This is a genomic window from Holdemania sp. 1001095H_141210_F2 (genome assembly GCF_015558105.1).
GTDB lineage: Bacteria > Bacillota_I > Bacilli_A > Erysipelotrichales > Erysipelotrichaceae > Holdemania.
Map to the genome: position 1 here is coordinate 21,580 of NZ_JADNPO010000010.1, position 13,007 is coordinate 34,586.

The 13,007-nt window shown below is 52.5% G+C and carries 14 protein-coding genes; all 14 read right to left on the reverse strand.

Annotation, left to right across the window (positions count from 1 at the left end):
* Positions 1–65: 65 nt before the first annotated feature.
* The gene (locus tag I2G61_RS08135; RefSeq protein WP_072685514.1) at positions 66–1,214 is read right to left on the reverse strand and encodes an aldo/keto reductase; all 1,149 of its coding nucleotides are present in this window, start codon (positions 1,212–1,214) and stop codon (positions 66–68) included.
* A gap of 421 nt (positions 1,215–1,635) precedes the next feature.
* Complete coding sequence (locus tag I2G61_RS08140; protein WP_072685513.1) at positions 1,636–2,148, reverse strand: hypothetical protein; 513 nt, start codon at positions 2,146–2,148, stop codon at positions 1,636–1,638.
* On the reverse strand, positions 2,145–2,660 hold the full coding sequence (locus I2G61_RS08145; protein WP_072685512.1) for an ECF transporter S component: 516 nt from the start codon (positions 2,658–2,660) through the stop codon (positions 2,145–2,147). The genes I2G61_RS08140 and I2G61_RS08145 overlap by 4 nt, the downstream gene beginning before the upstream one ends.
* 121 nt (positions 2,661–2,781) lie before the next feature.
* Complete coding sequence (locus tag I2G61_RS08150) at positions 2,782–3,204, reverse strand: DUF3842 family protein (RefSeq protein WP_072685511.1); 423 nt, start codon at positions 3,202–3,204, stop codon at positions 2,782–2,784.
* Positions 3,205–3,398: 194 nt separating this feature from the next.
* On the reverse strand, positions 3,399–4,301 hold the full coding sequence (locus I2G61_RS08155) for a MerR family transcriptional regulator (protein WP_195548131.1): 903 nt from the start codon (positions 4,299–4,301) through the stop codon (positions 3,399–3,401).
* A gap of 61 nt (positions 4,302–4,362) precedes the next feature.
* The gene (locus I2G61_RS08160; protein WP_072685506.1) at positions 4,363–4,563 is read right to left on the reverse strand and encodes a helix-turn-helix transcriptional regulator; all 201 of its coding nucleotides are present in this window, start codon (positions 4,561–4,563) and stop codon (positions 4,363–4,365) included.
* A 4-nt stretch (positions 4,564–4,567) separates the two neighbouring features.
* Positions 4,568–5,212 (reverse strand): DUF3796 domain-containing protein, encoded by a 645-nt coding sequence (locus I2G61_RS08165; protein ID WP_229100714.1) that lies wholly within the window; start codon positions 5,210–5,212, stop codon positions 4,568–4,570.
* 157 nt (positions 5,213–5,369) lie between these two features.
* Positions 5,370–5,843, reverse strand: a complete 474-nt coding sequence (locus I2G61_RS08170) for a flavodoxin (protein ID WP_195548132.1) — start codon at positions 5,841–5,843, stop codon at positions 5,370–5,372.
* A gap of 15 nt (positions 5,844–5,858) precedes the next feature.
* Entirely contained in the window at positions 5,859–6,374 is a 516-nt protein-coding gene (locus I2G61_RS08175) for a nitroreductase family protein (RefSeq protein WP_195395294.1), read from the reverse strand.
* A 290-nt stretch (positions 6,375–6,664) separates the two neighbouring features.
* Positions 6,665–7,900, reverse strand: a complete 1,236-nt coding sequence (locus tag I2G61_RS08180) for a metallophosphoesterase (RefSeq protein ID WP_195548133.1) — start codon at positions 7,898–7,900, stop codon at positions 6,665–6,667.
* Positions 7,901–7,919: 19 nt separating this feature from the next.
* Positions 7,920–10,190 carry a hypothetical protein gene (locus tag I2G61_RS08185; protein WP_195548134.1) on the reverse strand — a complete coding sequence of 757 codons (2,271 nt, stop codon included), beginning with the start codon at positions 10,188–10,190 and terminating at the stop codon, positions 7,920–7,922.
* A gap of 421 nt (positions 10,191–10,611) precedes the next feature.
* The gene (locus I2G61_RS08190; protein WP_072685496.1) at positions 10,612–11,463 is read right to left on the reverse strand and encodes a Sir2 silent information regulator family NAD-dependent deacetylase; all 852 of its coding nucleotides are present in this window, start codon (positions 11,461–11,463) and stop codon (positions 10,612–10,614) included.
* 84 nt (positions 11,464–11,547) lie between these two features.
* The gene (locus I2G61_RS08195) at positions 11,548–12,345 is read right to left on the reverse strand and encodes a protein-ADP-ribose hydrolase (RefSeq protein ID WP_072685494.1); all 798 of its coding nucleotides are present in this window, start codon (positions 12,343–12,345) and stop codon (positions 11,548–11,550) included.
* On the reverse strand, positions 12,342–12,947 hold the full coding sequence (locus tag I2G61_RS08200; RefSeq protein WP_072685493.1) for a 4Fe-4S dicluster domain-containing protein: 606 nt from the start codon (positions 12,945–12,947) through the stop codon (positions 12,342–12,344). The genes I2G61_RS08195 and I2G61_RS08200 overlap by 4 nt, the downstream gene beginning before the upstream one ends.
* Between the last annotated feature and the right edge of the window lie 60 nt (positions 12,948–13,007).

Sequence of the window (13,007 nt, forward strand, 5' to 3'; positions counted from 1 at the left end):
CTACAATCTCCTTTCTCTTTCTTCGGCTTAAAACCAACTTCTCTTTCATGATGAAAGCCGGAATCTTATTTACCGAACACGTTGACCGCTTGCCGCATATTCTCAGTGACTTCCACGTCAAACGGGCAGCGATTTTCACAGGCATGGCAGCGGATGCACTCGGAAGCCGTATGTTCCAAGACTGCGTAATGTTCACGTACCGTCTCCGGCATTTCCCCCTGCGCCTTCACCAGATTTAAGAACTTCGTCACAGTCGCGATATCAATGCCCATTGGACATGGCGCACAGTGACCGCAATACATGCAATGCCCCTTCCAGCTGATCTTCGGGAAGGAAGCCAGCGCAGAAGCATAATCCCGTTCTTCCATGCTCGCCGTTTCATAGGCTACGCTCTGCCGCAGCTCCTCAACGGTATGCGCGCCCGGCAATACGGTCGCAACGCCCGGCCGGGTCAAAGCGTAATGCAGACATTGTACCGGGGTCAGCGCTTTGCCTGCCGGCGACAGCTTCTCATCTAACAGATCGCCGCCGCCAAACGGCTTCATGACCGTGATCCCGACACCCTGACGCTGGCATAATTCATATAAGGCTTCCCGCTGGGGATCCATATTGACTAACGGTCGGGCATAGCTTTCATCCGCCCACAGCTTTTCCAAATCCTCATCGCCCGGCTGCAGGTCATAGCACGGATTAATGCTGAACATCAGCACCTCGATCAGACCGCTTTCCACCGCCTGAATCGCCACCTGCGGATTATGACTGCTCAACCCGATGTGGCCGATCCGGCCTTCCTGCTTTAACTGCTGCGCATAGCGCATCACCGGTCCTTCCGCGACCTCCTGCCAATCCTTCAGCGAATCCACGTAATGAATCATGCCGATTTCCACATGATCGGTATGCAGCTGATGTAATAAATCCTCAAAACCAGCCTGCACTTCCTCAAGCTTGCGCGTCCGCTTGTACTGGCCGTCTTTCCACACCGAGCACAAATGGGCCTGGATGATAAACTGATCGCGCCGTCCCGCCAACGCCTTGCCTAAATGCAGACGAAGATTGGGATCCGGCGAATACAGATCAAAATAATTGATTCCCGCTTCCGCCGCCGCGTCGACTAACGCATAGGTTCCCATGCCTTCCTGTTCCGTAAACCCTTCGCAGCCCAATCCGATTTCACTGACCTGCAAACCGGCGCTGCCCAACGTACGATAGATCATCTTAAACCCCTCCTGTTTATCCATTCCTTTTTCTCTCTTTATCGTAATCCTTAGAGCTGACTCCAGGTCAAGCTTTTTTTATTGATTTCCTATAAAAATGATTTCCATAAATATAAATACGAAAAGAATGCTCTAAAAGCTTTCATGCATAGCTCATGAGTATGATTGAAATAATGATCAATCAAATGTTAACTTAGATCAGACGAATAGATTATTTCTATAATTGAAATTATATTAATTCGAAGCAGAACTTAGATCAGAATGTTCTATGACTCAGTGACATCAAAAATAGAAATTCATTCACAATTTGTATGAACAAATATACAAAAAAACTGAGATCACCGCGCTTTTGCCGGCCGCTTCTCAGTTTCTTTTCCCTGCTTCCAATTTTAACTTTCGTTTGATCTGGGGAAATTCATATTCAGGAATTTTGATTTCTCAGGGCCTCAGCCAGACTTCGCAACATGACCCGGTAGGCAGGATGATGCTGACTGCGGAAAATGGCGGAATGATGAACCGGGCCGCCTGGATAACCGGCCAGCCAGGCGTTCAAGGTTTGTTCGTCAAACGGCAGCTTATTCGCCTGACATAACCGGCGCATTTCTTTCAATTTCGACTGAAAGCTGTCTTCTGAGCCTGAGTGCTGAGCGGCCGTCTGCCGCATTGCGTCCAGGATCGCTTCCGCGTCGTGTTCCTCAAGCCCGGCCAGATGCAGCCGCACCAACCCATTGCCGATCTCATCCCAACAACGTTCCGCTTTTGGCTGGGCGTTCTCGGCGATCTCCCGCTTTAAATATGCCAGTATCCCCGATGGATCTTCGATCAGATGCTCGCAGCCGAATTCGTTCTGATAAATCAGCTTCACCGCATCCTGCGGCTGCATCGCCGGATACTGTCCGGCATGCCAAAGCAGAATCTTGTTCAGCTCACTCACGCCAGTTTCGCCTTCTGCAGCGCGTAAACGACGGCCGGCAGAAGCAGCAGCTGCAGGATAATCCCCGGCAGCGCCGTGACGAACGACGCCGTCATCCACATCTGAATTGAATATGCCCCAGCTCTGAAAATCAAAGCGTTCATCAAGCCATAGACAATCCGTCCGCCGATCATCGCTGTGATTAACGAAGCGTACAGGTTCACCAGCGGTTTTTCCGTTTTGATCAGCTTGATCATCACTCCGGCAAGCAAACCATACACCGCCAGCTCACAGATCATGCTTGGCAGATAGGCCGGCCCCGGCATCCCCGTGATCAACGACGATAAAACCGGGGTGAAAATTCCGCAGATCAAGCCGAGAACCGGACCGCAGACCAGGCCGCACAGCAGAACCGGGATGTGCATCGGCAGCATCACGCTGCCGGCGTTGGGAATCATGTGGAAAGCCATCGGCAAAACGACGCCTAAGGCCATGCACAAGGCAGTAAAAATCAAGTGTTTCGTGTTTTTCATCTTTGTTCGCTCCTACTCAAAAACAACAGTGCTCTGCCGCTTGGAAACCTTCGTGATTTCCGCATTCGCTTTTTTTGTTTCCGGTAAGACGTAAGATTCCGGCTGCAGCCGGAATCCTGAATCAGACGATCAGCTTCAGGATCATCGCCGCCGCTTTTTCAATCAGCTCGTCGACTGGGCACTCCTGCACCCCGGCGATCAGAATGCCGCAGCGGTTCAGCGGAATCAGAACCTTCTCCGCCTCGCTCTGTCCAATCGCGGCCGCCATCTTCGGCGTGATTTCCCCAAGCATCGAATCCGCGACGACAATCGAAGCCGGGCCCGCGATCACCGCGGCCCGCCGCGCTGCGGCCAGAACCGGGTTTTCCCCCGTCGCTGCCTGATGCACCTTGCCTTTGAGCATTGCGGACGTAGCGGCGCTGTTGGTGCCCAGCGCTAACAGATTCATTTCCGGCTTTGTTTCAAGCAGCTGATCGCACAGTTTCCGTCCGATCATGCCGCCCTGGCCATCAATAACCACAACTAACGGTGCGTCTGTTTTCATCCAGGATCCCTCATTTCGTCTTCTATTACATTAACACCTGTAGTTAGCTCCAGGTCAAGCTTTTTTTTGTGATTTCAATGAAAAAGGCTAAGAGACTGCCAACGCTGAATTTGCGCTATTTCTGTATTTCCGGTTGGAAATCACAGAAAAATCGGCGCGTCCAGAGCTATCTGCCCCTTCTTCGCGCCGGCCTCTTATTGAGCCGGAGTCTTTTTCTTCAGCCTCAGCACATAGTTGGAATCGTAATACAGGCCCAGATCGTCGCACAACCGCCGATTAATCGCTGTCAATGCGTCGTGATAGCGTTTGTAAGCAGGCGACAGCGCGATCATGCTTGGAATAAAAAGATCGTTATATCCGGCATCTTGAAGCCGCTTCATGAATTTACGCTGACTGACGAAGACTGGATGGTATTTCATCGGGAAGCTCGTCTTCAGCTTCACCCCGCTTAACACCTGTTTTTTCAGTTTTTCATAATCGTGCTCGCTCATTTCAAGCATCTGCCGCATGCGCTTTTCCATCATTTCCGTCTGATCAAATAAATCCAGGCGATTCAGCTTGTATTGGAGATGACTGATCAACCGCGTCACCAGCGGGATTTTGATCGCCGCCGTATCCCAGAACGCCACGATCCGCTGATAAGCTTCCTGCTGCTCGGGCGTTGTGATCCGGATCTGTAAATAGGGCATGAAATGATGCATAAAGTAATAGCCGGTAAAGCCCGGGAACATGTCCTGAATTGCCTGACCGATCGTTTCATAGTCGATTTGCTGGAATGCTTCGTCAAGATTGCCGTCGTTGAGATACTTTTCAAGCAACTGCAGTTGTGTCTGATCCTGCCGCAGCTGATCACGCTTCTGCGCAAGAATTTCCCACAGCCGCGCGGAATCTTCCGTTTTCAGTAAGTTTTCGATATCCTTAACTGCGATCCCCAGCTTGCGGTACAGCGTAATCTTTTTCAAACGTTCCAGATCATGTTCATCGAAGTTGCGGTAGCCATTTTCATCCCGCTTCACTTTCAGCAGCCCTTCTTTTTCATAGTATTTAATCGCCCGCTGACTCAGTCCGAGCTGTTCAGCCGCTTCGTTCATTCGCATCTTTTTCACCTCGCAGCCTCAGTGTAAGCCCGGACGAGGCGTCCGAGTCAAGCAAAATTCCTCAATCAAAGATAAAAAGCTTTTCGATCGGCTGTTCAACAACGCGGGAGATATCAATCGCCAGCTTTAACGACGGGTTGTACTGGGCTTTTTCCAGCCGCATGATCGTTTCCCGGCGGACATGCACCAGCTCCGCCAGCTGTTCCTGCGTCAGACCCCTGGCGAGGCGATATTGTTTTAACTGACAGGTAAATTCCGGCATCGTTCTACTCCTGACGTTCATAGCGATATAACAGATATTCGCTCATGAACACCGTAACGGCATAGGCCAGGGAAATTCCGATGGTCAGATAAATCGCGACATAGTCCAGCTGTTGACTGAATAAACCAAAGCCGACCAGCCACAGCATCAGGAAGATCAGGCTCATGCCGATCTTATACGCTTTTAACTGCGCTTTCAGACGGTGTTCCTCAAACATTTCATCTGCCAGCGTATCAGACAGCTTGCCTTCGTAGTAGAAGCCGAAAAAGCCGAAGAAGATGAAGAAGAAAAACGGAAAGATCACGCGCTGGGCTGCATAGGTCCAGAAACCAAGAAAGCCCAGAAATCCAAATAAACCAAACAACCCCATCCGCGGATCCAGATGCCGGGTGTAGCCCGGCTGATCCTGCAGACGCTGCCGTCTTGCGGCTTGAAATAAACGGAAGCCCAGCGCCAGAATATATACGGCAAACAGCGGCACCGCGATCAACATCGGCAGATCCTGAATCCTGAACTGATAGGTGGATAAGTCCATCGGTGCGACCCAACGGCTTTCATTGTAAAGGACAGAGTAAGCACAGGACGCCAGCATCACCGCCAGAACCAGACCCCCGGCAAGCAGCCAACGTGTCATTGACTTTCGATTCATCAGAGCACCTCCAAGAGATATATTTCTCTCTTTATGAGATAAATATATCACATATTTTTCAAAAGTCAATCACTTTGAGATAAATAGATCACATTTTATTTTTTAGATTCAATATGAAAAAAAGCACCGCGGTTCTCCACAGTGCTTCAGCAGTATTTTAGAATGAATCAGCCCAGGCTTTCAGCGCATCAGCCCCAATCGAGGAAGCGAAGCGCTGGCCTTCGCAAAGAAGTGCGCCGGGACAGGAACCCCGGAGTTCCGCGTTGGTATTGCCCATCCCGCTGGAACCGGAGGTCGCAAAGGGAATCACCTTTTTCCCAGTCAGATCATATTGTTCCAAAAAAGTGTTGATGATCGTCGGCGCGACATACCACCAGATCGGAAATCCGACGAAGATTGTGTCATAGTCCTCCATCGTTTCCACTTTGTTTTTCACCTGAGGCCGGGATGTTTTATCCCGCATTTCCACGGAACTGCGGGATTGCGGATCATTCCAGTTTAAATCGGCATCGGTATAGGGCGTCGCCGGCTCAATCTGAAACAGATCGGCATGGATGGCGGAAGCCAGAGTTTTGGCAACTTTTCCGGTTACTCCGCTGGCTGAAAAATAAGCGACTAATTTTTTACTCATCCCTTTTTCCTCCTTCTACTCCAAATAAGTCACGGTCTCGGCAAGCGGCTTGCGCTGACTGTGCGCCGGCAGTGCTTTAAAGCCTTCTGCCGCATACCCCAGATCGAGAACCATCAGCACTTCTTCATTCTCCGGCAAATTCAACATCTTTGCCATTTCTTCCGGATTGAAGAGATTGACCCAGCAGCTGTCGACGCCTGCGTTTTCCGCTGCCAGCAGCATGTGCGTCGCGACGATCGTCGCATCTTCGACGCCGGAGTCACGCTGTCCGCCCGGATAGGTGAACACATTGTTCTTATCGAAAGCGACCACCACGACCGTGGACGCGTTATACCGGCATGGCGTGACCTGATCCAGCTTTGCCAGTAGGGTTTGGGACTGGATGACGTAAATTCTCTGTTCCTGCAGATTCTTCGCTGTCGGCGCCCGCCTTCCAGCTTCTAAAATCGCTTCCAGCTGCGTTTTTTCCACAGGCCGGCCGTCGAATTTCTTACACGAGTAACGGTTTTGAACAACTTGAGTGAATTCCATCTTTCATGCCTCCTTTAACCTGTCCGCCCCCGGCATTTTATACTTTCTCCATGGATCTTCCTTGTCCGAATAAACGAAAGGAATGAAAAAATACCGCAGACGCTCAGATTCTTCCTGATTCATCTTCAGTATAGTTCCAGATTTTGCAAATGTAAAATGCTTATCTTCTCTGGTCTGCGATTCATTTTCCGCAAAGCAACAAAGGTTCCCTCTTGATCCCTGTTAAATTGAATTGCCGGATTGCGTCCGGCTTCGGATATTGGCGAAAGGAATATCGTCCGGTTTTTAGTTCACCGCAGCGGGAGCGTGATTTCATTATTGTCCAGCGTCGCTTCGTTCCACATCGCTTCCAGATACTGACCGAAAAACAAGTCTTTCCCTTCCCTTTGCCATAAATACCAGGCTGGTTCCTGTCGGATCCGCGGCTTGTTTTCCGCCAGTGTTCCGTCAAAAATTTCATCATTCATCATTACCGCCAGCTCGATCATCGCCGCCGTTTCCTGCGGGCTCAGTTTCAGCGCCTCAAGCGCGCTTTGCATCTGCCGCCGGGTCGTCTGATCAAAACAAAGCTTTGCCTGACTTTGCAAGTCAGGATCGGCCAGCGATTCGGTCTGATAATGCAGCGTGCGGTCCGCATCCAGCGTGATCACACCGTAGTGCAGCGGCGTGACGGACAAGGAGGATGTTGCGACATCCACAAGCCCCTCCTGCTTCTGGATATGCTGAATATGCATATGTCCGCTGAAATTCACGCGCACATCGTAAGTGCTGAGCAGCGCTCGGACGGATGCTGCCCCCCGCGCGGTAAATCCATAGGAGAACATCGCCGTGTGATCGGCCAGATTCTGATGGCTGAGGGAGAGTATGGTTTGTTGATCTGCCTGCGCTTTTTCCAGCTGACGCTCGATCCAGCGCTGCGTTTCTTCGCTCACAACGCCTGGATCTTCCGGACGATTGGCGTCGATCAGCAGCAGCTGAACGTCTTCCGCTAATGGAGCGAGGCAGCTCAGCGATTGAGGATCGCAGCTGATTGCGGGATGACAGGTCAGATTCTGGTAGATCGCGGCAAACTCCGCCGCGTCGACCGATTCGACGTGACGAGCCTGAGCCTGACTGAACGAAGCCGCCGAGGCGTTATTCAGATCATGATTGCCGGGAATTACCCACACGTCGATGCCCGCTTCCGTCAAAACCTGCAGCTTCCGCGCCAGCCGCTGATGGCTGAGCTTTTCGCCGTTGAAGGTCAGATCGCCGCTCAGCAGGACGGCCTGCGGTTTCTTCTGCAGCATTTCCTGTACGAACTGATCAACGAGAGCTTCGCTCTTTTCCGTCAGCTTGCCGTCGCTTTCCTCAATCAATCGTTGAAAGCGCTCGCCCTGATCGTGCAGCTCCGGCGCTAAATAATGCAGATCCGTGGCGATGACGTGCGTCAGCGGTTCGTTCTTCTTCGGCAGCGTACCCGCTTTGACGCAGCCGCCTAACAACAGGGCGCTGACCGCAACCCCGATCTTCCATTTTCCCGACATTCTCTTCCTCCCTGCCGCCTCACTCTGCCCAAGTTCCTGTCCGAATGATCCAGCCGCTTTGCAGCCGGGCGGTCACTCGCTCTCCGGCAAACTCCACTGTGATGTTCATCGGCTGCGTCAGCTGGACATGAACTTGATCCACTAACGCTTCCCGCGGCCGGATCGTCAGTCCCTCTGCCGTGTTTTCCACGGTGCAGTGAAATGCGTCCCATCGGCCGTCTTCTTCATGAACATAGGCGCGGGTTAAGATGACTTCCTCCACACATTTGAAAATCTCATGCACATCGTTGTCACAGCAGCCGCCCTGATCGGTCGTCACGTCCGGCCAGCTGCCAAGATATCCAAACACCGCGGTATTTTCAGGCGCATGGTACCAGCCGCTGATCATCCCGACGCGCTCCTCTGCGATCGTCCGCGCCTGAAACTTTCCGCTGCCGGGGTTTTCCGGATCCCCAACGAAGGACATGACCTCGCGGTGCGGATCGGGCACAAACGCCCAGTTCAGCGTTTTGTTTTCCACATCCAGCAGACTGACGCAGCTCATCAGCGTATTCATCGCGTCGATCAGATAGTCACGCCGGCCGCTCAGCAGATACAGATCGATCATGCCGTACACCTTCCAGGCGCTCCAGCCGTGCGGAGAATTGATCATGTTGCCCATCGTCAGCACGTCGTACTGCGCTTCCCAAAACCGCAGCGTCGTCCCGCTGCAGCGGCTGTCCGCCACGACGGTCCGTTCCAGACAGCGATGCTTGCGGACTAAGCATTCTGCTGCTTCAATATACGGCCGGCGTGCTTCCGGCTCCAGCATTTTCGCCAGCATCGTCAGCTGCGCGACGGAGCAGGTCAGCATGCCGTCCTCCAGCGTGGCCTGGCCTTCGGTTTCTATGTTATCCCGATGCAGCGCCAGCTCGTCAACCGCCCGCTTCGCCGCCTCAAAATGCCGTTGGGCACGGGCCTGCCATAAAGCCTCTGAATGCCGGCGTTCTTCCAGAACCAGTTCGAGCAGGCTTTTCGCGATATAAATAACGCTCGTGTAGTGCTTTCCTTTGCCGTTGCAGAAAGCGCCGTCTTCCCGCTGACTGTGCTCGATCAGCCAGTCAGCCAGTCTCGCGCCCAGCTCCAGCGCTTCACCACTGTGCAGCGCAGCGCCGAGATCCGCCATCAAACCGATCATGCAGGCGGTATTCTGAATTCGGCCAGGATGCACAGTCGGGCAGCCTTGTTCAACGTCGAAGCCCAGCGGCACCAGCTCGCGAACCTTTTTAAGATATGCCGCACGGTCAAAATCCAGATCATGAAGGATCGCGGCCGCGCCGGTAAATAAACCATACCAGCTTTCGCAATGCGTTCCCATTTTCTGCGGCTGACTCAGCGCCTGCCGCGCCGCTTCTTCCATGATCGTCCGCCATGGATGGATAAACTGAACCCACGCTTCACTCTGATGCTTCCCATTCGAGGCCGTCAGACGAAGTTCGCTGGGCTGGTCCGATTCCAGCCGCACCGTATACACGCCCGGCTTTTTCAGTGAACAAGGCACCGCCCGTCCCTCTGCCGACAGCGTTGGTTCGGTCCTGGACAACAGTTCAAATTCCAGCACACTTCCGCATTCCGCGCTCCAGCGCTCGCCCGCAAAAACCGGTACGCCCTTTTCCGCCAGCCACGATGGCACCGCTTGTTCCGCAGCCAGCTCGGCGATTTCAATCCGCCACCGGCGCGTTTCCCACGGCTTAAGCGGCCGGGATTGAGGATGCCGGTCCGGCAGCTTCCCGCTTTGCAGAAAGTCCAGACAGAACGTCATGATCCGATGTCCGCCATCCGCGAAAAACCGGTTGTAGTCGAGATGCCAGCTGGCGATCGGATCCGGGCTGTAAATTCCGAGCCGCCGGCCTGAAGGACTGGACAGAAAACCCCAGAAATACGTTTTCTCACACCGCAATAGCGTCGGCGCAAATACCGTGTCCCATTGCGGATAGCTTTCCATGCAGCAATCCAGACCGATGCGCAGCCCCAGCTGATCCAGCGGCATTGTCTGCGAGCTTTGGTTCTCCGCTTCTGCCTCGATGATCAGACTATCCCCTTCGATCTGGAAACGATAGCGCAGCTCAACCCCGAAGAACGCTTCCTTAAACCAGCCTTCCTTAAAACGCGGCGAAGTTGACGTGCGCAGTTCCTCTCCTAAGCGGCACTGCCACGCCGGGCCGCCATAGTCATCCTGACGAAAGGGTACAGCTTCCGCATGAAAAACACAGTATTTGATTTTCCCTGTTGCCGTTAATTCTAATTTCATTGGTTCCGCTCCTTTAATCCTCCGGATTACCGATGAAGATCCAGAGTCTTCTGATGTAAGTTTCTAACAGATCAGGACAAGTTTCAAGTTTTTTTGATCCCCTTTTTCACTTCTATCGTGAATTTTCACTTTGCCGCTGCGCTCGTCATGATGATCAAAACTCCGCTCATTGAAACCGCAGAGTCCGCTTCTCATCAATCCCCTTCGTTAGAAACCGCAGAATCCGGGTCTTATCAAAACATCGGCCTGCTTTCCATCCCATTGTGGATTCCCACGTCAAAAAGGTCAGTCTCCTGACCATTTCGATTCATGACCAGTTCTCTGGTCGTTCCTCTTATTCATTACCAGGCGGACAAAAATGAAATTCAGACAGACGTCTTCTTTTCAGCACTTCTCTCTCCGCTCAAACGAAGATGTGTAATTACAGCAGGGCAAGAACCTGACCGATATCCTGTTGAATACAGATCGCCTGTTTTGCAAGCTCTTCCGGGCATAGCGCTTCCGTTTTATTGATACAGGCATAAATTGCTTTGGAATTCTGCGCTGTCATCTGCCAGAAAGGGTATTTTATAATCCCCGGCGTGTTCAAGCCCACGCCCAGTTCCAGAAACAAAATTCTTTTGTGCATATGCTGCCGGAGAAATTCACCATAACGCTGTGATGCCGCATGCCAACCTTCATCTTCGACAAATGAGGAATCAATCCGCAGATTCATACTCATCGGTTTGCCGCAGCGGGGACAACAGGGAATCAGCCGGGAGGGGATCCGAAGATGGCTTTGCAACCGGACCATTTCATGCACAAGCACCTCATTGTCATAGGTTTTCTGATGACACGGCACGCTGCATTGCCATAATCCGTAATCTCCCTGCATATAAAACAGCCGGCGGCGGTCAAAACCTGCTTTCTGAAACTGATGGTCGACATTCGTAGTGATCACGAAGTAGTCCTTTCCCTTTACCAGTTCCCATAGTTCTTCATAAACCGGACACTCCGCAGGGCGATAGCGGTTCAGCTCAATATAACGGCTCCAGTAAGCCCAATATTCTTCCAGCGTTGTAAACGGATAAAAGCCGCCGGAATACATGTCCTGAAATCCATACGTATCCGCGAAATCCTGAAAATATTCATAAAACCGGGGACCGGAAATCGTGAAGCCGGCGCTGATGGATAAGCCGGCCCCCGCGCCGATCACAACCGCCTGCGCCTCATTCAGCGCTTTCCGCAAGGCTGTGATGGAATTTTCCACAGTGCTGGCTCGTTGATCTTTCATCGTAAATCTCACCTTTCTGACGTATTGAACGTTCTTTCATCGCTCGGATAGAAGCCGCGGATCCTGTTTTCAGATCAGCAATTTTCACCGGTTGTCTTCCTCTTCAGCGCAGCCCAATCCTGCGCGGTAAAGTCGGGCGTCGTGATCGCGGAACACATTAAATACGACTTTCAACGGTTCGTCATTTTTCCTTAAAAACGTCCGGACCGTACGGATCGCAATCTGCGCGGCAGTCTGGGAAGGAAAATGATATTCTCCCGTCGAGATGCAGCAGAAGACCAGCGTTTTCAGCTGACAGGCGGCCGCTTTCTGTAAACATGCGGTATAACAGGCTGCCAGCTGCTCGCAATGCCGTGAGGTTAGCACGCCGCGGACCTGCGGACCGACGGTATGCAGCACCCACAAAGCCGGCAAATTGAATCCCGGCGTGATTTCAGCCTGACCGACCGGCTCCGGCATATTCTGATTTTCCCTCAAGGTCTGGCATGCCAGCCGCAGCTGAATCCCGGCGGCAGAATGTATCGCGTTGTCAATGCAGCCATGATTGGGTATGAAGCAGCCTAGCAGCGCGTTGTTAGCGGCATTGACGATCGCATCCGCCTTGATTTTGGTAATGTCGCCCTGCCACAAACTGATGTCCGGTTCCAACTCAGGCAACGTGGCGGCGTCGGATATGACAGAAGAATTCAGCTCTGTCTGTAAATAATCGTCCTGAATCCGCAGCCACTTTGGATCCATCGGCCAGGGCGGGCGCACGTTCATCAGACCGCGCAGCAAGCGCTGGCGCTGGGAAAATTGATCGGGGATTTCAATCTGCTCTTCCCAACGCTGTTCTTTCAGCAAAAACCGGATCAGCCAGGTACAGCGTTCATCCTGATTCATGGTTCGCGCACCACTGCGTGCTTCGGGCAATGCAGCTGGCACTGTCCGCAATGCAGACAATGTTCCTGTTGAATCTGCGCCTGCTTACCGATCAACGCAATACACTGCTGCGGACAAACACTCAGACAAACGCCGCAGCCATCGCACTTCGCCGTGATCCTATACCGCATGCCTGCCGGTTCAGCTAGGCCGATCGTAAAGCGCTGGCGGTAAACCGGCCGCGGATTAAGATCGAAAATTTCACCCTGTCCTTCATAAAGCTCAAACATGACCAACGCCTGCCGGGTCGTTCCCGGATAAATCGTCTGCATGTAGGGATTCTGTTGGAAAGCCCGCTCCAGCAATTCCGGATCCGCCGGTCGGACCTTGCCTCGCAGCGAGACGGAAACGCCGGCCTTTACGCCTGACAACGCGATAAACTTCTGCGTTGTCAGCTGATCATAGAAGGCTTTTCCACGCGCCGTTAAAAAGATCGGTTTCCCGTCTTCGATCAACATGATGTCGATCGCACGGGTCTGCGGCCGGCCTTCGTCATCCAGCGTCGCGACGATTACCGAATGAATGTCTTCTTGCAAGATTTTTAAAATATCTTCCTTTTCCATGACTCCGTCCCCTTTCTGTGCTAAAAAGCGGCCGACCTCAACGGTCTGCCGGTTTGTCGA

Coding starts and splice junctions, on each gene's coding strand:
- I2G61_RS08135 (WP_072685514.1), bottom strand. CDS start 1,214: ATGATCTATCGTACGTTGGGCAGCGCCGGTTTGCAGGTCAGTGAAATC.
- I2G61_RS08145 (WP_072685512.1), bottom strand. CDS start 2,660: ATGAAAAACACGAAACACTTGATTTTTACTGCCTTGTGCATGGCCTTA.
- I2G61_RS08150 (WP_072685511.1), bottom strand. CDS start 3,204: ATGAAAACAGACGCACCGTTAGTTGTGGTTATTGATGGCCAGGGCGGC.
- I2G61_RS08155 (WP_195548131.1), bottom strand. CDS start 4,301: ATGCGAATGAACGAAGCGGCTGAACAGCTCGGACTGAGTCAGCGGGCG.
- I2G61_RS08160 (WP_072685506.1), bottom strand. CDS start 4,563: ATGCCGGAATTTACCTGTCAGTTAAAACAATATCGCCTCGCCAGGGGT.
- I2G61_RS08165 (WP_229100714.1), bottom strand. CDS start 5,212: ATGAATCGAAAGTCAATGACACGTTGGCTGCTTGCCGGGGGTCTGGTT.
- I2G61_RS08170 (WP_195548132.1), bottom strand. CDS start 5,843: ATGAGTAAAAAATTAGTCGCTTATTTTTCAGCCAGCGGAGTAACCGGA.
- I2G61_RS08175 (WP_195395294.1), bottom strand. CDS start 6,374: ATGGAATTCACTCAAGTTGTTCAAAACCGTTACTCGTGTAAGAAATTC.
- I2G61_RS08180 (WP_195548133.1), bottom strand. CDS start 7,900: ATGTCGGGAAAATGGAAGATCGGGGTTGCGGTCAGCGCCCTGTTGTTA.
- I2G61_RS08185 (WP_195548134.1), bottom strand. CDS start 10,190: ATGAAATTAGAATTAACGGCAACAGGGAAAATCAAATACTGTGTTTTT.
- I2G61_RS08190 (WP_072685496.1), bottom strand. CDS start 11,463: ATGAAAGATCAACGAGCCAGCACTGTGGAAAATTCCATCACAGCCTTG.
- I2G61_RS08195 (WP_072685494.1), bottom strand. CDS start 12,345: ATGAATCAGGATGAACGCTGTACCTGGCTGATCCGGTTTTTGCTGAAA.
- I2G61_RS08200 (WP_072685493.1), bottom strand. CDS start 12,947: ATGGAAAAGGAAGATATTTTAAAAATCTTGCAAGAAGACATTCATTCG.